At 73.0% G+C, this 20,613-nt stretch carries 17 protein-coding genes and 1 other RNA gene; 12 read left to right on the plus strand and 6 right to left on the minus strand.

What is annotated here, in order from left to right:
- Positions 1-566 precede the first annotated feature (566 nt).
- Positions 567-3,125: a hypothetical protein gene (locus tag ABZ951_RS30735; RefSeq protein ID WP_361281307.1), complete on the minus strand. Its 2,559-nt coding sequence runs from the start codon at positions 3,123-3,125 to the stop codon at positions 567-569.
- A 305-nt stretch (positions 3,126-3,430) separates the two neighbouring features.
- Here ABZ951_RS30735 and ABZ951_RS30740 point away from each other — a divergent pair, with 305 nt between their 5' ends.
- From ABZ951_RS30740 to ABZ951_RS30765, 6 genes are all read left to right on the plus strand, one after another.
- Complete coding sequence (locus ABZ951_RS30740; RefSeq protein ID WP_344095848.1) at positions 3,431-4,462, plus strand: iron-siderophore ABC transporter substrate-binding protein; 1,032 nt, start codon at positions 3,431-3,433, stop codon at positions 4,460-4,462.
- Positions 4,463-4,597: 135 nt separating this feature from the next.
- Positions 4,598-5,437 (plus strand): Nif3-like dinuclear metal center hexameric protein, encoded by an 840-nt coding sequence (locus ABZ951_RS30745; RefSeq protein WP_344095850.1) that lies wholly within the window; start codon positions 4,598-4,600, stop codon positions 5,435-5,437.
- Positions 5,438-5,450: 13 nt separating this feature from the next.
- Positions 5,451-6,194 carry a C4-type zinc ribbon domain-containing protein gene (locus ABZ951_RS30750; protein ID WP_344095890.1) on the plus strand — a complete coding sequence of 248 codons (744 nt, stop codon included), beginning with the start codon at positions 5,451-5,453 and terminating at the stop codon, positions 6,192-6,194.
- Positions 6,195-6,199: 5 nt separating this feature from the next.
- Entirely contained in the window at positions 6,200-7,369 is a 1,170-nt protein-coding gene (locus ABZ951_RS30755; RefSeq protein ID WP_344095852.1) for a bifunctional RNase H/acid phosphatase, read from the plus strand.
- Positions 7,370-7,530: 161 nt separating this feature from the next.
- Positions 7,531-7,887, plus strand: a complete 357-nt coding sequence (locus ABZ951_RS30760; RefSeq protein ID WP_344095854.1) for a hypothetical protein — start codon at positions 7,531-7,533, stop codon at positions 7,885-7,887.
- On the plus strand, positions 7,884-8,132 hold the full coding sequence (locus tag ABZ951_RS30765; RefSeq protein ID WP_344095856.1) for a hypothetical protein: 249 nt from the start codon (positions 7,884-7,886) through the stop codon (positions 8,130-8,132). The genes ABZ951_RS30760 and ABZ951_RS30765 overlap by 4 nt, the downstream gene beginning before the upstream one ends.
- Positions 8,133-8,162: 30 nt before the next feature.
- On the opposite strand, the gene ABZ951_RS30770 is transcribed toward ABZ951_RS30765, so the two are convergent.
- The 3 genes from ABZ951_RS30770 to yaaA all read right to left on the minus strand — a co-directional run bounded on the left by ABZ951_RS30770 (position 8,163) and on the right by yaaA (position 10,319).
- Positions 8,163-8,603 carry a hypothetical protein gene (locus tag ABZ951_RS30770; RefSeq protein WP_344095858.1) on the minus strand — a complete coding sequence of 147 codons (441 nt, stop codon included), beginning with the start codon at positions 8,601-8,603 and terminating at the stop codon, positions 8,163-8,165.
- A gap of 134 nt (positions 8,604-8,737) precedes the next feature.
- Positions 8,738-9,394 (minus strand): bifunctional 4-hydroxy-2-oxoglutarate aldolase/2-dehydro-3-deoxy-phosphogluconate aldolase, encoded by a 657-nt coding sequence (gene eda, locus ABZ951_RS30775; RefSeq protein ID WP_344095860.1) that lies wholly within the window; start codon positions 9,392-9,394, stop codon positions 8,738-8,740.
- A 118-nt stretch (positions 9,395-9,512) separates the two neighbouring features.
- Positions 9,513-10,319, minus strand: coding sequence for a peroxide stress protein YaaA (gene yaaA / locus ABZ951_RS30780; protein WP_344095862.1), 807 nt, complete (start codon positions 10,317-10,319; stop codon positions 9,513-9,515).
- A gap of 117 nt (positions 10,320-10,436) precedes the next feature.
- Between yaaA and ABZ951_RS30785 the strand changes: the two genes are divergently transcribed.
- The 4 genes from ABZ951_RS30785 (at position 10,437) to ABZ951_RS30800 (ending at position 14,983) form a co-directional block, all read left to right on the plus strand.
- Entirely contained in the window at positions 10,437-11,909 is a 1,473-nt protein-coding gene (locus ABZ951_RS30785; RefSeq protein ID WP_344095864.1) for an RNB domain-containing ribonuclease, read from the plus strand.
- Between the two features lie 39 nt (positions 11,910-11,948).
- Positions 11,949-12,351: RNase P RNA component class A (gene rnpB / locus ABZ951_RS30790), an RNA gene on the plus strand.
- A 923-nt stretch (positions 12,352-13,274) separates the two neighbouring features.
- Entirely contained in the window at positions 13,275-13,847 is a 573-nt protein-coding gene (locus tag ABZ951_RS30795) for a hypothetical protein (RefSeq protein ID WP_344095866.1), read from the plus strand.
- A 569-nt stretch (positions 13,848-14,416) separates the two neighbouring features.
- Positions 14,417-14,983, plus strand: coding sequence for a hypothetical protein (locus tag ABZ951_RS30800; RefSeq protein ID WP_344095868.1), 567 nt, complete (start codon positions 14,417-14,419; stop codon positions 14,981-14,983).
- Between the two features lie 819 nt (positions 14,984-15,802).
- Here the strand turns inward: ABZ951_RS30800 and ABZ951_RS30805 are convergent.
- Positions 15,803-16,204 (minus strand): hypothetical protein, encoded by a 402-nt coding sequence (locus ABZ951_RS30805; protein WP_344095870.1) that lies wholly within the window; start codon positions 16,202-16,204, stop codon positions 15,803-15,805.
- Positions 16,205-16,532: 328 nt separating this feature from the next.
- Between ABZ951_RS30805 and ABZ951_RS30810 the strand changes: the two genes are divergently transcribed.
- Both ABZ951_RS30810 and ABZ951_RS30815 read left to right on the plus strand, forming a co-directional pair.
- Positions 16,533-18,023: an alkaline phosphatase D family protein gene (locus ABZ951_RS30810; RefSeq protein ID WP_344095872.1), complete on the plus strand. Its 1,491-nt coding sequence runs from the start codon at positions 16,533-16,535 to the stop codon at positions 18,021-18,023.
- Between the two features lie 151 nt (positions 18,024-18,174).
- Complete coding sequence (locus ABZ951_RS30815; RefSeq protein ID WP_344095874.1) at positions 18,175-19,458, plus strand: multidrug effflux MFS transporter; 1,284 nt, start codon at positions 18,175-18,177, stop codon at positions 19,456-19,458.
- A gap of 22 nt (positions 19,459-19,480) precedes the next feature.
- Here the strand turns inward: ABZ951_RS30815 and ABZ951_RS30820 are convergent, their stop codons facing one another.
- Positions 19,481-20,488, minus strand: a complete 1,008-nt coding sequence (locus tag ABZ951_RS30820; protein WP_344095876.1) for a small ribosomal subunit Rsm22 family protein — start codon at positions 20,486-20,488, stop codon at positions 19,481-19,483.
- Positions 20,489-20,613 lie beyond the last annotated feature (125 nt).

Consider the following 20,613-nt stretch of genomic DNA (forward strand, 5'->3'; position numbering starts at 1 on the left):
CTGGATTTGGCTGGGCTCAGCCGATGTCAGCCCGTCCGGCGCTTGAGGACGCGCCCGCAGGGCGCTCGCCGCCGCAGGCGGCAGAACAACGACCCCGCCGCAGGCGCAAGGCTCGCCGCCGCAGGCGGCAACTACGGACGCGCCGCAGGCGGCAACGCGGTACCGACGGGCCGTAGTCGAAGACCCGCCGGGACGGCCCTAGTGGCCGTCCGCCAATCGGCGGTGCTTGCCATGAGCGGGCGTACTGGTGTCTTCCGGTGAAGCCGGGCCGCGGTGCCTGCCGGAGCCGGCGGCTGCGGCCCGGGCGGACGCCTCAAGGGGGCGCGCCTCGGTCGTGTCGGTTCGGGCGTCGGGCATGGAAAAGTCACTCCGTCGGATGGGATGGCGGGCTCTGCGCGTCGGGGGCCGTTGCAGTGGCGCACGGCGTCGACGGGCGTCAACACGCTTCCCGCGCACGACCGTCCCGGTCACCGTCGGCGCCCGGTCGGTACAGCTGCGCAACCCCCGCCGGATTCTAACGGGACCTTGATCGCCCAGCCACCCGGCGCGGCGGCGAGTCGCCCCCCTCAGGGCTGGGCACTCCGGCCGAGCGGCGACTGCTGCAGCGGCACCGGACGCGACGTCCCGGAACCCGGCTCCGGACCCTGCGGCGGCCCCCCCGGCACACCCCAGGGCGACGCCGACCACGCGCCCGGCATCATCGGCGCCGGGCGCCCGGGGTGCTCGCGGGGCGGCACCGCGGTCCACACCCCGGCGGTGAACAGGTCCCGCGGGGGCGGCTCCCCGGGGCCCTGCGGGGCGGTGTCGCCTTGGGGAGCCGGCGGCGCGGTGGCTTCTTGCGGGGGGACGGGGTCCGGGGGGTTCGGGGGAGGGGCGGCGTCCGGTGAGACGTCCCGCCCCCGCGGCGGCACGGCCCCGGGCGAACCGAGGAGCCCGTGCGGGCCGCCCTCCGAGGTGTCGGGCCCCGGTGGTGGCGCCGGGGTCGGCGGGGCGGCGAGGCTGTGCGGGGGCCGTGAGCCGGGGGGCGCGGCGCATTCCCGGACCGGGGCGGGCGGCGCCGGGCGGGGCGGGGCGGCGACCTCGTGGGATTCGGCCGGGCCGCACCCCTGGCTCGGCACGGTGGTGGGCCCTTGTGGGGGGAGGGGACTGAGGTGCGACGCCGGGTCCACGGGGGCGGCGTCGCCGGGCGCGGCTGCCGGGAACGGCGGGGTGATGAGCCCGTGCGGCGGGACGGGGCCCTGCGGAACGTCCCGCTCCGGGGGTGGCACTACCTCCGGGGGTGTGACGAGCCCTTGCGGCGGAACGGCGGCCGGGGGAGCGGTGTGCTCCGGGGCGGGGCCTTGCCCCTGGGGGTCGGCAGCGGCGTCCCGGAGGGGCTCCCGGGGCGGCGCACCCGCCGCTTCCGTTCCCCCGACCGGCGCGCAGACCCGTACGGAGACCGGCTCAGCCGGTGGTGCGGCGGTGCGCCCGGAGATCTGGCCCGGCGCCGGACCGGTCAAGTGCCCTTGGGAGGGACGGGGCGCCTGACCCGGCCCGGCCCCTGGTGCCTGACGAAGCGTCGGCCCGGGCACGTACCCCGGAGCCCGGCCGGTGGGCTGTTCGCGCGCGGCCCCTGCCGCCTGACCGGGCGTCTGCTCCCGCGGGTACTGCACCGACCGGTCGGCGATCCGGTCGTCCGCGTGGCCGGGCGCCTGCTCCTGCCCTGATGCCGGACGAGGGTTCTGTCCCTGCGGGTACTCCGCCGTCCGGCCGTCCGTCCGGCTGTCCGCGCCGCCGGGCACCGGCTCCTGCTCTGCCGTCTGACTGGGCGTCCGCCCCTGCGCTTCCCGCTGCGGGTACTCCGTCGTCCGGCTGAGGTACTCCGCCGTCCGGCCGTCCGTCCGGCCGTCCGCGCTGCCGGGCGTCGGCCCCTGCTCTGCTGTCTGACCGGCTGTCCGCCCCTGCCCTTCCCGCTGCGGGTATTCCGCCGGACGGCTGAGGTACTCCGCCGCCCGGCCGGCCGCCAGGCCCCCCGCGCCCTCGGGCGCGGGCCCCGATGCCTGGCCGGCCGCCAGGCCACCCGGCGTCGGTTCCCGCGGCTGCGCCGGCGGCGCGTCCGTCGGGCCCCCGCCCGGTGCCGCGCGACCGCTCTCGCGGGACGGCTCCGGCGCGGCGGGGCGCGGCAGGCGCAGCCGCGCCAGCCCGCAGCGCACGTACGGCGTCACATACGGCAGCCGCAGCTCGCCCCCGGGGGTCCACAGGCCGGTGCCCACCAGCCATCCGGCGGGGGCGGGGAACTGCTGCAACTGCCGGGTCGCGGGCCGCCACACCCCGACCCAGCTGCCCGTCGGCCCCTCGATCCGCAGGGCCACCGCGCACCCTTCGGGCGCCAGCTCCTGCCCCGGCTGCGCGGCGAACGGGGTCAGCAGGGCGTTCGGCAGGCGCAGGCACTCGGGGAACCGCACCGGCCGGGCCGAGCCGAGCACGCCCCAGCCCAGCCGCTCGTGGCCGGGGGCGTCGGACCGGACGAGCAGCAGCCCGCTGTCCGGGTCGGCCAGGAGCAGCCGGTCGTTGCTCTCCTCCGTGATCTGGAGCAGCGGGCTCGTCTCGCCGCCGCGGCCCAGATCGACGACCACCGTCTTCGTCCGGCCCTCCAGCTCGCGGTCCAGGGCCAGCAGCCGGCCCGAGCGGTCGAGCCAGGCGCCGCCCGAACAGTGGCCCGGCACCTCCACGATCCGCTGGGGCCCGAAGGGCGCGCCGACCACGAGCCACAGGGTGGTGGACCGCTCGCCGTGCACCAGGCCGTACGCGACCGCGCCGTTCGGCGCGGGCGGCAGCAGGGTCAGCCGGGGGCACTCGATCGAGCCGACCGGCAGCTCGCCGGTGCCGGGCCCGGTGGGGTAGAGGAGCGAGAGCGTGTGCCGTTCGGCCACCCGGCGCCGGATGAGGACCCGGCCGTCGGAGAGCGGGAGCACTTCGCTGTCGGGTTCCTCGGGCTGGCTGCCGGGCAGCGGCACCGCGTACGGCTCGGGGCCGTCGAGGGTCCAGCGCTCCGGGAACCAGCCGCCCGTCGCACCGTCCAGTGCCAGCCGAGCGGCGTACGAACCGTCCGCTGTCACCGTGAATGCCGCGCGTCTCATGTCCATCGACGCACTGCGTGGGGTGCTCTGTGGAGTGCTCTGGGGGGCACAGACCGTCATGAGAAACGTCACCTCCGACACTGAACGTAGTTATCGCACTACCTACCGAACAATGAGAGCGGGGCTGCTTCACGCGTAAGGGTGGCCAATGTCCGATTCGCCTGAGCGATGGGAGGACCGCATGCTTCGCGGTGGTCCACCCGAGTTAAGGTAAGGCGAACCTAAGTGGCTGGTGGGGCTGTTGTGGCGCCCACCCGGCCCAGGTCCCCCCACCAGCCGTCCGCCGAGCTCGTCCCCCCCAGGAGCCTGTGATGTCCCCACGCCGCCGCGGCACCGCCGCCGTCGCCCTCTCCGTAGCCGCCGCCCTCGCCCTCGCGGCCTGCGGTTCAGCGGACGACGGCGCGGCCGGCAAGGACGGCGGCAACGGCTCGAAGGCCGTCGCACAGGGTGGCAAGGACTTCGGCAAGGCCGGCGAGCAGACGGCGAAGATGGGCACCGACGCGGCCCCCGGGCAGTTCCCGCGCACCGTCACCCACGCGCTCGGCAAGACGGAGATCAAGAAGCGGCCCGAGCGGGTCGTCGTCCTCGACGTCGGCGAGCTCGACAACGTCGTCTCCCTCGGCCTGCAGCCCGTCGGCTACGCCCCCACCGAGGGCAGCCAGGAGCTCCCCGACTACCTGAAGAAGGAAGCCGGCAGCCCCAAGAACGTCGGCACGATCAACAGCCTCAACCTCGAAGCGATCAACGAGCTCCGCCCCGACCTGATCCTCGGCAGCAAGCTGCGCGCGGAGAAGAGCTACCAGGACCTCGCGAAGATCGCCCCGACCGTGTTCTCCGTCCGCCCCGGCTTCACGTGGAAGGAGAACTACCTCCTCAACGCGGCCGCCCTGGACAAGACCGCCGAGGCGAAGAAGAACCTCGACGCCTACCAGGCCAAGGCCCGCAAGCTCGGCGAGGACCTCGGCGAGAAGAAGCCGACGATCACGATGCTCCGCTACATGCCGCAGTTCACGCGCCTGTACGCTCACCAGTCGTTCATCGGCACCATCCTCAAGGACGCCGGTCTGCCCCGCCCGGCGAACCAGGCCGTCGACAAGCTCGCCGTGGAGATCAGCCCGGAGAACATCGACAAGGCTGACGCCGACTGGATCTTCACCGGCGTCTACGGCGACCCGGACAAGACCAAGCGGGACTCCGCCCGGGACAACCCCCTGTGGAAGAACCTCAAGGCGGTCCAGGACGGCCACGCCGTGGACGTCAAGGACGAGACCTGGTACCTGGGCCTCGGTGTCACCGCGGCGAACAGCGTCCTCGACGACCTCCGCGGCTTCCTCGTGAAGTGAGCGCGGGAAGTGACCGCGCCGGTGACCGCGCGCAGTGACCGCTTCCTCGTGAAGTGACCGCCGGAACGTCCGGCGCCGCCCTCGCGGCGGCAAGCGATGGCCGCCGGAGCACGGGGGACAGGTAGCCTTTCCCCCGTGCCCGTCCTGTCTGAAGTCATCGCCGCCCTCGACGCCCTCTGGCCCCCGGAGCGGGCCGAGCAGTGGGATGCCGTCGGTACGGTCTGCGGCGACCCCGGCGCCCCCGTGCGCCGGGTCCTGTTCGCCGTCGACCCCGTGCAGGAGGTCGCCGACGAAGCCGTCGAGCTCGGCGCCGACCTGCTGATCACCCACCACCCGCTCTACCTGCGGGGCACGACGACGGTGGCGGCCTCCACCTTCAAGGGCAAGGTCGTGCACGGCCTCATCAAGCACGACATCGCCCTGCACGTCGCGCACACCAACGCCGACCGCGCCGACCCCGGGGTCTCCGACGCCCTCGCCGGCGCCCTCGACCTGCACGTCACCGGCCCCCTGGTGCCCGACCCGGACGACCCCGCGGGCCGCCGCGGCCTCGGCCGGATCTGCGCCGTCGAGCCCCCCGAGACCCTCGCCGACTTCGCCCGCCGCGCGGCCGCACGGCTGCCCGCCACCGCGCAGGGCATCCGCGTCGCGGGAGACCCCGGGGCGATGATCCGCACCGTCGCCGTCTGCGGGGGCTCCGGCGACTCCCTCTTCGACGCGGTGCGCGCCGCCGGCGTGGACGCCTACGTCACCGCCGACCTGCGCCACCACCCCGCGTCCGAGGCGCAGCAGCACAGCCCGCTCGCCCTCGTCGACGCCGCGCACTGGGCCACCGAATGGCCCTGGACAGAGCAGGCGGCAGCCCAGCTCGACGAGATCTCCGACCGCCACGGCTGGGGCCTGCGCACCCACGTCTCCCGTACGGTCACCGACCCCTGGACCGCCCACGCGGCATCGTCCTCGACCACCAACTAATCAGGAGCTTCCACTGAACGCCGCGCCCGCCGACCAGATCCGTCTCCTCGATCTCCAGGCCCTGGACACCCGCCTCGGACAGCTCGCGCACAAGCGCAAGACCCTCCCCGAGCACGCCGAGATCGCCTCCCTGGAGGCCGACCTCATTCAGCACCGCGACCTGCTCGTCGCCGCGCAGACCGAGGAGAGCGACACCGCCCGCGAGCAGGCCAAGGCCGAGCAGGACGTGGACCAGGTGCGCCAGCGCGCCGCCCGCGACCAGCAGCGCCTGGACACCGGCGTCGGCGTGTCCGCCAAGGACCTGGAGAACCTCCAGCGCGAGGTCGTCTCGCTCGCCAAGCGCCAGGGCGACCTGGAGGACGTCGTCCTGGAGGTCATGGAGCGCCGTGAGTCCGCGCAGGAGCGCGCCACCGAGCTGACCGGCCGGGTCTCCTCCGTCCAGGCCAAGGTCGACGACGCCGTCGCCCGCCGGGACGCCGCCTTCGCCGAGATCGACGCCGAGGTCGCCTCGGTCACCAAGGAGCGCGGGATCGTCGCCGGCTCCATCCCGGCCGACCTGATCAAGCTGTACGACAAGATCCGCACCAAGGAGGGCGGCGTCGGCGCCGCCCGCCTGAACCAGCGCCGCTGCGAGGGCTGCCGCCTGGAGCTCGACATCACCGGCCTCAACGAGGTGCGCTCCGCCGCCCCCGACGAGGTCGTCCGCTGCGAGAACTGCAGCCGGATCCTCGTCCGCACGCGCGAGTCCGGCCTGTAAGCCCCGTGGCACACCGCTTCGTCGTCGAAGCCGACGGCGGCTCCCGGGGCAACCCGGGGCCCGCCGGCTACGGTGCGGTGGTCCTGGACCCGGAGACCGGCGAGGCCCTCGCGGAGGCCGCCGAGTACATCGGCACGGCCACCAACAACGTCGCCGAGTACAAGGGCCTCGTCGCGGGCCTGCGGGCGGCGAAGGCCCTCGACCCCGAGGCCACCGTCGAGGTCCGGATGGACTCCAAGCTGGTGGTCGAGCAGATGTCCGGCCGCTGGAAGATCAAGCATCCGGACATGAAGCCGCTGGCCGCCGAGGCCCGGGCGGTCCTCCCGCCCGGGCGGGTCACCTACCAGTGGATCCCCCGCGAGCAGAACAAGCACGCCGACCGCCTGGCCAACGAGGCCATGGACGCGGGCCGGCTCGGCAGGCAGTGGGAGCCGGGAGCGTCCGCCGCGGCCCTGCGGGAACGCCCCGCCCGGGCCCTCGCCACGGCGGGGGAGCCGACACCGCCCGAGCCGAAGGCGGCGCCCGTCGGCTGGGCGGCCCCCGCCGACCTCGGGGCGCCCACGACCTTCGTCCTGCTGCGCCACGGCGAGACGGCCCTGACCCCGCAGAAGCGATTCTCCGGCAGCGGTGGCGCCGACCCGGAGCTCTCCCCGGCGGGCCGCCGGCAGGCCGAGGCGACCGCGGCGGCCCTGGCCGCGCGCGGCACCGTCCAGGCGATCGTGTCCTCGCCGCTGCGCCGCTGCCAGGAGACCGCGGCGGCCGTGGCCGCCCGCCTCGGCCTGGAGGTCCGCACGGAGGAGGGCCTGCGCGAAGCGCACTTCGGCGCCTGGGAGGGGCTGACCTTCGCCGAGGTCAAGGAGCGCCACCCCGAGGACCTCGACGCCTGGCTGGCCTCCTCCAAGGCGGCGCCGACCGGCGGCGGCGAGAGCTTCGCGGCGGTCGCCCGCCGCACGGCGGTCACCCGCGACAGGCTCCTCGCCCGGTACGCGGGGAAGACGGTCCTCCTGGTCACCCACGTGACCCCGGTCAAGACCCTCGTCCGCCTGGCCCTGGGCGCCCCGCCGGAGTCGCTGTTCCGCATGGAACTCTCGGCGGCCTCCCTCTCGGCGGTGGCCTACTACACGGACGGCAACGCGTCCCTGCGCCTCCTGAACGACACGTCGCACCTGCGGTGACGCCCCGCCGGAAGCCCCCGCCTCTCCCGAGAGGCGGGGGCTTCCGGTGCGTCCGGGGAAACGGCACCCGTGCGCAGTACTGACGAGCACACGACTGCGTTCACGCGATGCAGGTGGCTACCGTGTACCCACACAGCAGGCGCCGGTCACAAGGAGCCCCTATGAGCGCGCACCCCTGGGAACACGGTGACGAACCGATCATCGAGCGTCCCGAGAGAACCCTGGCCGGCCTCAGGGGCGCCCTCGTGCGCGTGGCCCCGTCGCTGCTCCCCCTCATGGATGCCGAGCGGGACGAGGTGTTCGCCCTGGCGGCGGAGACGCAGTCGGTCGGTCCGGTCAACGGGTTCCTGCTGCGCTGGGCCGTGACCGTGGAGATCGAGCGTCACCCGGCCACCACCCGCCGGCTGCGGCGAGCGGAGCACCTGGCCCGGACGGCGTCGGACGAGGAGACTCTGCGCACCGCGGCCCGCGAGGTGGCCGGGATCAAGGCCGCTGCCATGCGGGCGGTCGATGGGTGAGCGACGGCTGGGCCTGGGAGTACTGGTGGCCGGAGACCGAGCTCGACCTGGGACCGGAGCTGGCGGGGCAGATCAAGGAGAGGGCCGAGGAATTACTCCGGGCCGCGGAGACCCTGCACATCACAGGGCAGCGGTACGAAGGGGGTTCCGAGACGCAGGTCGCCTATGTCAAGGGCGGCATGTTCGAGTACCTCGTCGCCCCTCGGCTCCTCAAGCTGGTCATCGTGAGCGTCACCGCCTACTGACCCGGCACGCGGGCTCGACGCCCCCGCCGCCTACCCCTCGCCCCGTAGCGCGATCGCCTCGTCCAGGGCCGCCAGAGCCGCCAGGCGGGCCCGTTCGCGGTCCTCGATGTCCTGGGGGCTCTCGCCCGTCGCCGCGACCCGGGGGCAGGACGGGCACTGCCAGCGGTCCGGGGCGCCCAGCGGAGGCGGGGTCATGGCCACCTCGCAGTGCGGACACTTCACGGTCACTCCTTCCACATGGCCGCAGGACGCGCAGACCCACACGGGCCCCTCGGCGTCCTGCTGCCGCCACGCGGTTCTCAGGCACCGCGGGCAACCGGTCGTGACGATTCCCGCGCGGCTCATGACCGGCGGCTCCGGGGTGGTGTCCGCGTACTCGATGATCCGTGCCCTGACCCGGGCGTCCGTGGTGTTGGCCATCCGGAGCAGGTGTGCGACTCGCGAGCGTGCTTCGTCAACGAAATCGTTCATGGCGGGCAGCAGGCTACGCCGCCGGGACGCCGCCCCCGCGCGGGCGGCCCGCCCCGGGCCGGGCCCCGGCGCGGGGCCCTTCGCTGGTCCGGCCGGGTACGGTGGCGCAAAGTGGCGCGCCACGGGATTGACCCTTACGGACGACCCCGTAACGCCGCCGCCTCCCGGGCGAGCCGTGTCACCCGCGCCCAGTCCCGGCCCGCCACCGCCGCCGCGGGCAGCATCCACGTACCGCCCACGCACCCCACGTTCGGCAGCGCCAGGTACGCGGGCGCGGAGCCCGGGCCGATGCCGCCCGTCGGGCAGAAGCGCGCCGCCGGCAGCGGCGCGGACAGCGACCTCAGGTACGCGACGCCGCCCGCGGCCTCCGCCGGGAAGAACTTCATCTCGCGCACCCCCCGCTCCAGCAGCGCCATGACCTCCGACGCCGTCGAGACGCCCGGCAGGAACGGCACCCCGGACGCGCGCATCGACTCCAGCAGCCGGTCCGTCCGGCCCGGGCTCACCAGGAACCGCGCCCCCGCCGCGACCGCCGCGTCCACCTGCCCGGGCGCCAGCACCGTCCCCGCGCCCACCACCGCCTCCGGCACCCGCGCCGCGATGGCGCGGATCGCCTCCAGGGCGGCGTCCGTGCGCAGGGTCACCTCGATCGCCGGCAGCCCGCCCGCGACGAGCGCCCGGGCGAGCGGCACCGCGTCGGCCGCGTCGGTCACGGTGACGACGGGCAGGACGGGCGCGAGGTCGAGGACGGAGGCGGGCGCGGCGGCGACGGGACGGGTCACGCCGCTCATCCTGCTGCCGGGTGACGACTGCCGCAACGAGCGTTGCACTCTGTGCAATCGGAGGCCGAGCACCCTGGGGGCTGACCATGGCTGAGCTCAGCCGAATCAGCCCGCCCGCCGGCGAAGGCTAAAGCTCGGTCACCACCACGTCCAGCGCCCACGGCTTCCCGCTCTTCGCCGGCGCCGAACCCTCCACCGCGTACCCAAGGTCCCGCAGCGCCTCCGCCAGCTCCGCCGGGCTCCCCGGCCGGGCGCCCGACGTCAGCAGGTCCCGCACCAGCCGGCCCTTCGTCGCCTTGTTGAAGTGGCTCACGACCGACCGCTTCTCGACCCCGTCCACGACCTTCGACTGCAGCACCCGCACGCTCGCCGTGCGCTCCGCCAGGCCACCCGTGGGCTTCCACGCCGTGGCGTACGCCGCCGACCGCAGGTCGAGCACCATCCCCTCGCCCGCCGCCTCCGGCAGGTGGGCCGCCATGGCCCCGCGCCAGTACGCCCCCAGCGCGCCCAGGCCCGGCAGCCGCACCCCCATCGAGCAGCGGTAGGACGGGATCGCGTCGCCCACCCGCACCGCGCCCCACAGCCCGGAGAAGACCAGCAGCGACTCCTCCGCCCGCCGGCGTGCCGCCGCGTCCAGGGACGCCAGCCCCAGCGCGTCGTAGAGCACGCCCGTGTAGACCTCCCCGGCGGGCCGGGTCCCGGCCGTCCGCAGCGCCGCGTTCTTCGCGACCTCGCCACGCAGCCCCGGGGACAGGCCCAGCACCTCCGCGGCCTTCTCCTCGTCGCCCGCGCACAGCTCCACCAGCTCCGCCAGCACGGCCTCGCGCGCCGCGGTCAGCCCCGGCAGCGACAGCCCGCCGACCTCCAGCGAGGCCCCGGCGCCGCCCCCGACGGCGGCGGCCTTCCCCTCGGACGGCGGCAACAGCACGAGCACGGTCGTTCTCCTTCGACAGCTTCCGGGACACGCGGCGGATCGCGCCCCCGAGGCAGCCTAACTCCGCCCGCCGCGCTCGCCGTGCCGCCCGCCTCCACCGCACATACGCTCGATGTCATGCCCCGCCGTCAGATGCGTGTGACCGACCGGGACGGCGCCCCGCTGTGGAACGCGCTGCGCGAGCTGCGCGCGCGGTCGGGCGCCCCCGAGACGTTTCCCGACGACGTGCTCGCCGAGGCCGAGGAGGCCGCCCGCCGCCCCCGCCTGCCCGCCCGCGACGCCACCGACGTGCCGCTGTTCACCATCGACCCGCCCGACTCGACGGACCTCGACCAGGCGATGTTCCTCACCCGCCGCGGCACCGGCGGCTTCCGCGTCCACTACGCGATAGCCGACGTCACCGCCTTCGTCACCCCCGGCCGCGCCCTCGACGCCGAGGCGCACCGCCGCGTCATGACCCTCTACTACCCCGACGGCCGGGTGCCCCTGCACCCCGGCGTCCTCTCCGAGGGCGCCGCGAGCCTCCTGCCCGACCACACCCGGCCCGCCCTCCTGTGGGAATTCGACCTCGACACCGACGGCCGGGTCGAGCGGACCGACGTGCGCCGCGCCCTCGTCCGCAGCCGCGCCCGGCTCGACTACGAGAGCGTCCAGGGCGCCGTGGACTCCGGCACCGCCGAGGAGCCGCTGTCCCTGCTCCGCGAGATCGGCCTGCGCCGGGAGGAGCTGGAACGCACCCGCGGCGGCATCTCGCTCAACGTCCCCGAGCAGGAGATCGTGCACCGAGGCAACCACTACGCGCTCGAATACCGCGCCCCCCTGCCCGTCGAGGGCTGGAACGCGCAGATATCCCTGATGACGGGCATCGCCGCGGCCGAACTGATGCTGCGCACCGGAACCGGCGTCCTGCGCACCCTCCCGCCCGCCCCCGAGAACGCCGTCGCCCGGCTGCGCCGCGTCGCCCGCGCCCTCGGCGTCAACTGGCCCGAGGGCATGCCCTACGCCGTCGTCGTCCGCGCCCTCGACCCCACCCACACCCAGCACGCGGCCTTCCTCCAGGAGTGCACGGCCCTCCTGCGCGGCGCCGGCTACACGGTCTTCGACCGCGAGCGCCCCACCGAGCGGCCCGTCCCCGCCGACCCCGGCGCCCTCGCCCACGCGGCGCTCGCCGCCCCCTACGCCCACTGCACCGCCCCGCTGCGCCGCCTCGTGGACCGCTACGCGGGCGAGCTGTGCGTCGCCGCGGCCGCGGGCACCGAGCCCCCGGAGTGGGTCCGAGTCGCCCTCGACGCCCTGCCGGGCGAGATGGCGGCCGGCGCCCGGCGGGCGGCGCAGGTGGAGCGCGAGTGCGTGGACCTCGTCGAGGCCGCCGTGCTCCGCGACCGGATCGGCGACGTCTTCGACGCCTACGTCGTGGACGTCGCCGATAATCGCCCGACGGCCGGCACGGTCCACCTGTACGAGCCGGCCGTCGTCGGCCACGTCGAGGGAGACGGCGACGGACCGCCGCTCGCGCTCGGCCACCGGATGCGGGTCCGGGTGATCGAAGCGGACCCGGGCCGGGACAAGGTGTGGTTCGCCCCCGCGTGAGCCGCCCCGCCCGCCAGGTAGCATGGTCGACACGGCGGACGAGCCGGCCGGGCGGCCGCGTGGGATCTTCGGATCCCCCGAGGAACGTCCGGGCTCCACACGGCAGGGTGGTGGGTAACGCCCACCCGGGGTGACCCGCGGGACAGTGCCACAGAAAACAGACCGCCTGGGGCCGTGAGGTCCCAGGTAAGGGTGAAACGGTGGTGTAAGAGACCACCAGCGACCGAGGTGACTCGGCCGGCTAGGTAAACCCCACCCGGAGCAAGGTCAAGATGGGGCCGTCCCAGGACGGCCCTGCGCGGACGCTTGAGGGCTGCCAGCCCGAGTCCGCGGGTAGACCGCACGAACCTGTCGGCAACGGCAGGTCTAGATGGATGGCCGCCTCCCCGAGGGCCGCGAGGCCCCCGGGAGACAGAACCCGGCGTACAGGCCGACTCGTCCGCCCCTCACCCCGCCTGACCTGCGAAAACAGGCTCCGGCGGGGCTTCTTTCTGGGTGCTGGGGAGAATCTGGGGAGAATCCGCCGGAGTGCTCGCCCCCCGGCCTGCGTCCGGACCGCCGCGCGGACGGCGAACGCCGGCAGCGAGCCGAGTGCGGCCATTCCCCGGGCTCCGGACTTCGACGTGAAGTGCACGTAGGTCCGGAGCGTGAACGCCGGGTCGCTGTGGCCGAGCCAGGCCGCGAGCTGGGTGATCGTCTCACGGGAGAGGTGACGTCTCGGCCTTGGTACGCCGGCAACCGCGCCGCCCGCCGACCCGGGAACTGGTCGGTGATGCAGATCCGGGTCCTGACCCGAGACCCGGTGGGCCGCATCTGCGGCGTTGCGTCGCTCCACAGGTGGATCACATCAAGTCCATGACTGACGACCACCGCGAGACGCCCCGCAAGGTGTCTGATGGCACTCCTCACCGCTGAGGGTGCCCGCCGGCGAGTCCGGATCGAACTGGAGCGGGCGCCGCCCGGGCAGGAAACCCTCCGGCCGGCGTGCCCGCCATTGCCCACTACCAGGGGGCGCTCGGCGCCTGATGCCGCCACTGATTCGTCGGGCCGTGCCACCCGTCGGGGCAACTCGCCGGCCCTGGGCATCCGTCGGGCGTACCGGAGGGGCAGCCGCTCGGTCGGTGACCGGAAGGCGTTCGCCACCTATGCGGCGACCCCGCCACTCCGGCGGCTCCCAAGAGCTGACCCCCGGCCGCTCACCGCCGCGGCCGCTCGGCCCTGTTGAGCCAGGAGGGGACGCGATGTGGCCTGTTCATCCTGATGGATGAACAATCCGACTGCGCCCCCTGTGTATACGGTCGATGCGATACAACTACCGTTGTGATTCCGTCCTTTCGTCGGTTGACGGCATCAGCGTCTGCCCTCGTGGCCATGGCCCTGAGTTTCCCGGCAACCGCCCATGCGGCGCCAGTGTCCGACTACAGACCAGGCAATTATTCCCTGCAGATCACAGACGCATACATCGTCGACCCCCAGGGAACCGTTGACCCGAATGACCGATGCGTGGAGCTGTTCGGTAGCTTCACCATCAATCAGGGCGGTCAGTCCAACAACACCTACTTTCGCGCCCCGCGCCGTCGCCCTGTCGATGCCTGCGAACCCCTGGTCGGACTAAGCCAGGGCAAACAGGTCGCTGACCTCCCCATGAACGGCGACTGGGGCAAGGTCGGGCACCGTCTGAACTTCCGCGGTGATACAGCGGACAAGGGCTGGACCCTGACAGCAGATCTCAATGACGCTGACGGCCCGGGCACTCTTCAGAGGCTCTGCAAAGACAGCATCACCTTGAAGCCCGCAGGAGACCACTGGGTCTACGTGTGGGACTGCCACGGTGCGGACGGGGCCCAGGTTAACGTCCATTTCCGGATTCGGCGTCATGACCCCGAACAGGCGCGCGTTGCGCGCAAGCTACTGGACGTTCTCATCCCGAGACTCTGACGGCACCGTCCGCGCGCATCAGAGATTCTCAGCCGGCGGGCGGCACTTGAGGCAAGCCTTGAGTTCCGCCCGCTGGACCAATGCCGATGTGCGTGCAGGCTGGCTGACTGGGCGTCGGACAGGAGAATCGGCGTGTCGCCACTCTCCCTCACAGGCGAGGTGGGGACAGCCCGTTAGCTCGGCAGCGGCGATCGCTTCCCGGAGAGCCTTCGGGTTGCGCTCGGGCATGGGGGAACATCGGCGGGGCGTCGTGCGGCGGAGTGGCTGCTCACGTGGCCCGCCCCTTGTCCTGTTCCGTTTTGGCGGCTTCGTTGAGGATTGGCGCACGCGCCGAAGCCATGGCGTCGAGGGTGAGGTCCTCACCCTTCTTCCTGATCACGGCCCGGAAGCGTATCGAAATCCGCATGTGACTACGTCTTGATCTTCGGAAATGGGTCGCTCGGGCACAGAGGCGGCCGGAACCGTCGCGGCCGGTTCCCGGGCCGAAAAATGGCTGGTGGCCGTCGGCCGGGGCCGGGAGTCTGTTCTGCGCCGCATGATCAGTGCGGCTTCGAACGGGAGGGAAGCTCATGGAGAACGCTGTGCGGGGCCGTCGTTCGGCCGGCCGGAGATCCGTCGTCGCAGGTTGCCTGACCCTGGTGGCCTTGTTCGCCCCGACCGCGACGGCCGGGGCGGCGGCACCGGCAGACCCCGTGGAGCCCGGGGTGCCCTCCTACCTGGTCGCCACCACGCTCGACCGCGGGCTCACGTCCGGCGCCCGGGGCGACTACGGGGACCAGGCGCGGTTCACGGACCGGGCCGGGCAGTACGGGCGGTCCCTGACCTTCGAGAAGAAGACGGGCAGCGGCCCGTACGACAACGGCTACGTCATCAGGATGAACCGCCCGGGCAACGAGAACACCTTGTGCCACTACTACGGCCGCATCGTCCTGACCTCGGACGCGAACTGCCGGCGAAACCCCTGGGTCGTCGAGACCAAGGGGGACGCGTTCCTGCTGAAGACGCGGTGGGACGGGGAGTACCTCTACCTCGCCGCGTCGGGATCGATCGACAGCGACAAGCAGCTGTATGCGAAGTCGCGGTACGTCAATGACGGCCGCCAGTATGCCGAGTTCAAGGCCGTTAAGGCCCGATAGGGCCGGACGCTCCTCTCCGGTGGCCTCTTGCGGGCCGTGACCGTCCGGGCCGTCCCCGGCAGGCGACGTGAAATCGCTGCGCGCGAAGCTGGAAAGCCCCACCCGTCCGCCTCGGTGGAAGCGCACGGGCGGGGTCGGCCGGGGGGTCTTCAAACCGCGAGGGAGAACGATGGCCCTTCGCGATCGGCCAGCCGCAGTGTGTGTGAGCCGTCGGCGTCGGCCGTCAGACCGTACTGCTCGGGGCAGGGCGTCCGCTGAGCGCCCAGTGAAAGAGGAGCGGTTCCCGCTCGCTCCAGAGGTCCCGGGTCCCGTCGTGTTCGAGGCGCCTGCGTGCCGGCGGTCGCCGGGCCGAACGGAATCCCATATGCCCGGTGTTCGCCGCCATGCGAGCCACACCGAGGGCGTCCGCGATCTTCAGAAGGATCTTGATGCGCTCGCCCGTGGTGTAGCTGCTCCACTGCATGGAAGACCAACTCCGTTCTGGAACATATCCGTTCCTGAACGGTACCCGCGGATTGGCGCGCGTTGCCGGGCGCAGGCCGACGCGGAGCCCCGCCCGCCTGCTCGGAGGCGCGCAAGCTCCCCCCCCCGCTGACCGCAGGTCAGCGGTTCTGGTTGCGCCACTTGGCCACCGCCGTCGCGGCCGCCGAGAGGGCGAGCCCTATGGCGATGGTGAAACCGCCCGAGGCCAGGCCCAGGGAGCTCACTACCGACACGCCGCACGCAATACCGGTCGCTCCCGCCCCCGCCATCGCGCCGATATCCTTTTTGCGCTCCCGTGTGCTCGCCGCCGCGGGCGGCCCCGTGTCTGCCTGGTCGTCATAGCCCATTGACATTCGCCCCCACGGCCGCAGATGAAAGCAGGATACCCATGCCGACGAAGTTCAACACGGCGATATGTTTCCAGCTTTTAATCTTTCCGTTTCCGTTGTAGCAGATCTGTCTGACGAAGAACGGAATGACGCTGTAGCCCAGGAAAAGCACCCCGAACCCCAGCCCCACCTGCAGCGTGGCCGTGGCCCTGCCGTCGTGGCTGGCTGCCAGTACCAGGACCACCAGGGCGATGGAGGCGGTGACGATCCAGTCGATCCACCAGACCGAATCCTCCATTTTCAAGCCGTGCTTCTTTCCGTTCGGTGGCTCGCGCGATACGAATTTGAGCCACCCCTGCAGAATGACCACCGCAATAGCGAGGCTCGGCGCTACAAAGAGTACGTCCAATCGACTCTCCCCCGAGGATGGCCTTTACGGCCGCCTGTTTGGGCTTCTTCAGCGTAGCGAACCCGAACACGGTCGGTAAGGCTTTGCGGCAACCTGGGCATTGACGCGGTGAAGGCCGGGGGCATATCGGCGAGATGTCGTGGTTGAGTGGGCAACAAATGTCTCAGTCGCGTCTCTTTTCGTGCGGTCGTTCGATATTCCGGCCGGTGCGAGGGAATTCCCCTTCCGCCCGGCAGGCATTGCGCCATCGCTCGCGCCCCCCGGCGCCGCTCGCACCACCGCAGCGCGAGCCCTTCACAGCAGCCCCCTCCGCGCGCACATTGAGGGCATGACCCCCCCGACCCTCACCGAGAACCCCTTCACGCTCGGCGTGGCCTCCGGTGACCCGCTGCCGGACTCCGTCGTGCTGTGGACCAGGCTCGCCCCCCACCCCCACGAACCCGGCAACGGGCTGCCCACGCAGGGGAATGTCCCCGTGCGGTGGGAGCTCTCCGCCGACGAGCACTTCCGGCGCGTCGAGCAGAGCGGCACCGTGTGCGCCCCCGCCCAGGACAACCACACCGTGCACCTGGACCTGCGCGGCCTGGAGGCGGACCACGTCTACTGGTACCGGTTCCACGCCGGCCGGTGGACCAGCCCCGTGGGCCGCACCCGCACCGCCCCGGCGGCCGACGCGCTCGTCGGCGAGGCGCGGCTCGGGCTGATCTCCTGTCAGCAGTACGACGAGGGCTACTACACGGCCCTGCGCCACCTCGCGGACGAGGACCTCGACGCCGTGTTCTTCGTCGGCGACTACATCTACGAGAACGCCATCAACGCCCAGGCGGGCGCCCGGCGTTACCCGGCCGATCGGGCCCTGCCCGACTTCTACAACCACTGGACGGTCAACCTGGACGACTTCCGGCAGCGGTACGCCCTCTACAAGACCGACCCCGACCTCCAGGCCGCGCACGCCGCCCACCCCTGGTACGTCACCTGGGACGACCACGAGGTCGAGAACAACTACGCGGGCGACATATCCCAGGACAACCTCCCCGCCGACGTCTTCCGCGCCCGCCGCGCCGCCGCCTACCGCGCGTACTGGGAGAACATGCCCCTGCGCCGGCCCCAGCGGCCCAACGGGCCCGACATGCGGCTCTACCGCCGGTTCCAGTACGGGCAGTTGGCGCAGTTCGACCTCCTGGACACCCGGCAGTACCGCTCCGACCAGGCGTACGGCGACGGCTGGCGGTACCCGGGGCCCGAGTCGGAGAACCCCGCCCGCACCCTCACCGGGGCCGAGCAGGAGCGCTGGCTCCTCGACGGCTTCCGGAACTCCACCGCCACCTGGAACCTCGTGCCCCAGCAGGTCTGCTTCGCCCGGCGCAAGGAGACGACGGCCGCCCGCTCCAAGCTCTCCATGGACTCCTGGGACGGCTACCCCGCCTCCCGGCAGCGCGTCCTGGCCGGCGTCGAGCAGGCCGGCATCGAGAACTTCGTCGTCCTCACCGGCGACGACCACGTCCACTACGCCCTCGACATCAAGAAGGACTTCGACAACCCCGCCTCGCGGACGCTGGGCGTCGAGATCGTCGGCACCTCCGTCTCCAGCGGCTTCGACGGCGAGGACCGGCCCGAGGACTGGTCCACCATGACCGCCGCGAACCCGCACATGAAGTACTACAACGGCCGCCGCGGCTACGTGATCGTCTCCCTGGACGAGGAGCGGCTCCGCGCCGACTTCTGCACGCTTCCCGGGGTCATCACCCCTGGTGCCCCCGTGACCACCGACGCCTCCTTCGTCTCGGAGGCCGGGGCTCCGGGGCTCCGCCCCGCGTAGGGCCTCCGGCCGGGTTGTTGTTGCCGCCTGCGGCGGCGCACATGCCGGACGGGCTGCAAAACGCCCGCCCGGCGCGCGGCCATGTAAGGGTCGGGGCCCGTTGACGGTCGTGACAATATGGTTGATCCCACAACCATATGGAGAGCGACGCATGACGGACCCCGGCCACGGCCCCGGCACGGCCGCCACACCAGATCTCGACGGCCCCACGGCTCCCACCGACCACCCCATACCCGCCCCCGCGCGCACGGGTCTGCTCCTCACCCTCGTCCTCGGCGGCCTCACCGCCCTGGCCCCGCTCTCCATGGACATGTACCTCCCGGCCCTGCCGGAGGTCACCGACGCCCTGCACAGCCCGGCCGCCACGATCCAGCTCACCCTCACCGCCTGCCTCATGGGCATGGCGCTCGGACAGCTCGTCGTCGGGCCCATGAGCGACAAGTGGGGGCGCCGCCGTCCGCTCCTGGCCGGCATGGTGATCTACGTGATCGCCACCGCGGTCTGCGCGTTCGCGCCCAGCGCCGGGCTGCTGATCGCCTTCCGGCTCGTGCAGGGCCTCGCCGGGGCCGCCGGCATCGTCATCGCGCGGGCCGTCGTCCGCGACCTCTACGACGGCGACGCGATGGCCCGCTTCTTCTCCACCCTCATGCTGGTCTCCGGCGTCGCCCCGGTCGTCGCCCCGCTCATCGGCGGGCAGGTGCTGCGCGTCACCGACTGGCGGGGCGTCTTCGTCGTCCTCACCGTCATCGGCGTCGTCCTCACCGTCATCGCCTGGCGTTCGCTGGAGGAGACCCTGCCCCCGGAGCGCCGGCACGCGGGCGGGCTCAAAGCCGCCCTGCGCACGATGGGGTCACTGCTCGCCGACCGTGTCTTCACCGGCTACATGCTCGCCGGCGGCTTCGCCTTCGCCGCGCTCTTCGCCTACATCGCCGCGTCGCCGTTCGTCGTGCAGGACATCTACGGAGCCTCCCCGCAGACCTTCAGCCTGCTCTTCGGCGTCAACTCCGTCGGCCTCGTCCTCGTCGGGCAGATCAACGGCAAGCTGCTGGTCGGCCGCGTCAGCCTCGACAAGGCGCTCGGCGTGGGCCTCGTCGTCATCACGCTGGCCGCCGTGGCCCTACTGCTGATGACCTCCGGGGTCTTCGGCGAGCCCGGGCTGGTGCCGGTCGCCGCCGGGCTGTTCGTGATGATGTCCGCGATGGGCCTGGCCATGCCGAACACCAACGCGCAGGCGCTGATGCGCTCCCGCGACGCCGCGGGCTCGGCGTCCGCCCTGCTGGGCACGTCCACGTTCCTGCTGGGCGCGGTGGCCTCGCCGCTGGTCGGCATCGCGGGGGAGGCGACGGCCGTGCCGATGGCCGTCGTCCAGCTGGGCTGCGCGCTCGCCGCGGCCGGCTGCTTCCTGGGCCTGTGCCGGCCCTGGCAGCGCCGCTGACCGTCCCCCCGCGGGCGGCCGGTCAGTCCTCGGGCGGCCAGGTGTCGCCCCAGTCCGTGTCGCGGGCCGCCCTGTACAGGGCGCCGTGGCGCTTGGTCACCGTCTCGCGGGTCAGGGCGTCCTCGGGGACGCACAGGTCCAGCAGGACCTGGCCCTTGCGGATCTGGGGCCTGCGGACGACGCGGGAGGGCGCCGCCGGGACGTCCTCCTCGCGCACCGCGGCCACGTAGGAGAACTTCTCGTCCTCGTACGGCAGCGAGCCGCCCTTGACCTGGCGGTGCAGCGAGGAGCGGCTGACCCGTGCCGAGAAGTGGCACCAGTCCTTGCCCGCCTCGATCGGGCAGGCCGCGCTGTGCGGGCACGGGGCGACGACGCGGAAACCGGCGGCGATCAGGCGGTCGCGCGCCTCGATGACGCGCAGGTAGCCGTCCGGGGTGCCCGGCTCGATGATCACGACGGTGCGGGCGGTGCGGGCCGCCTCGTCGGTCACCGCGAGCCGGTCGGCCTCGGTGAGCTCCCCGAGCACGTACGAGACGGTGACGAGGTCGGTGTCCTCGGGGACGGTGAGGCCGCTGCCGATGGTCTGGCGGCGCCACTGCGCCGCGCGCAGCGCCTCGGAGTCCGCGGCCCGGGCCAGCTCGGCGCCCAGTGCGAGGGCCGGCTCGGCCCAGTCCAGGACCGTGGTCGTGCGCCGCCCCTGCGGCCATGCCGCGGCGACCGCCCAGCTCGCGGCGCCCGTGCCGCCGCCGACGTCCACGTGCGAGGCGGGCTCCCACTCCGGCAGCCGGTCGCGGAACGCCTCCAGCGCGGAGCGCACGGCCTCGAAGGTCGCGGGCATGCGGTAGGCGGCGTAGGCCACGACGTCCGAGCGGTCGCGCAGCACGGGGGTGTGCGTGGGGGTGCGCCCCCGGTAATTGGCGATCAGCCGGTCGACGGCCTGGGTGGCCTGCCGCGGCGGCAGCCCGTCGAGCAGCTCGGCGAGCGCGGCGCGCAGGCTCTCGCCGGTGCGGGGGGAGTGGGGGGCGTGCATTTGGAGGAGTCTATGTGGATCCCGGCGTGCCTGCGGTTGGGCCGTGGGGTGTGCACCACCGCTGCGCGGCGGTGTCCTCAAACGCCGGACGGGCTGGTTGTGGCTGAGCTCAGCCACAACCAGCC

Source organism: Streptomyces sp. NPDC046215, from assembly GCF_040646215.1.
Taxonomy (GTDB): Bacteria; Actinomycetota; Actinomycetes; order Streptomycetales; family Streptomycetaceae; genus Streptomyces; species Streptomyces stramineus.

Excerpts from the sequence above, each read along its gene's own strand:
- ABZ951_RS30810 (WP_344095872.1), top strand. The coding sequence starts at position 16,533 with ATGACCCCCCCGACCCTCACCGAGAACCCCTTCACGCTCGGCGTGGCC.
- eda (WP_344095860.1), bottom strand. The coding sequence starts at position 9,394 with ATGAGCGGCGTGACCCGTCCCGTCGCCGCCGCGCCCGCCTCCGTCCTC.
- ABZ951_RS30785 (WP_344095864.1), top strand. The coding sequence starts at position 10,437 with ATGCCCCGCCGTCAGATGCGTGTGACCGACCGGGACGGCGCCCCGCTG.
- ABZ951_RS30735 (WP_361281307.1), bottom strand. The coding sequence starts at position 3,125 with ATGGACATGAGACGCGCGGCATTCACGGTGACAGCGGACGGTTCGTAC.
- ABZ951_RS30820 (WP_344095876.1), bottom strand. The coding sequence starts at position 20,488 with ATGCACGCCCCCCACTCCCCCCGCACCGGCGAGAGCCTGCGCGCCGCG.
- ABZ951_RS30800 (WP_344095868.1), top strand. The coding sequence starts at position 14,417 with ATGGAGAACGCTGTGCGGGGCCGTCGTTCGGCCGGCCGGAGATCCGTC.
- ABZ951_RS30770 (WP_344095858.1), bottom strand. The coding sequence starts at position 8,603 with ATGAACGATTTCGTTGACGAAGCACGCTCGCGAGTCGCACACCTGCTC.
- ABZ951_RS30740 (WP_344095848.1), top strand. The coding sequence starts at position 3,431 with ATGTCCCCACGCCGCCGCGGCACCGCCGCCGTCGCCCTCTCCGTAGCC.
- ABZ951_RS30760 (WP_344095854.1), top strand. The coding sequence starts at position 7,531 with ATGAGCGCGCACCCCTGGGAACACGGTGACGAACCGATCATCGAGCGT.
- ABZ951_RS30815 (WP_344095874.1), top strand. The coding sequence starts at position 18,175 with ATGACGGACCCCGGCCACGGCCCCGGCACGGCCGCCACACCAGATCTC.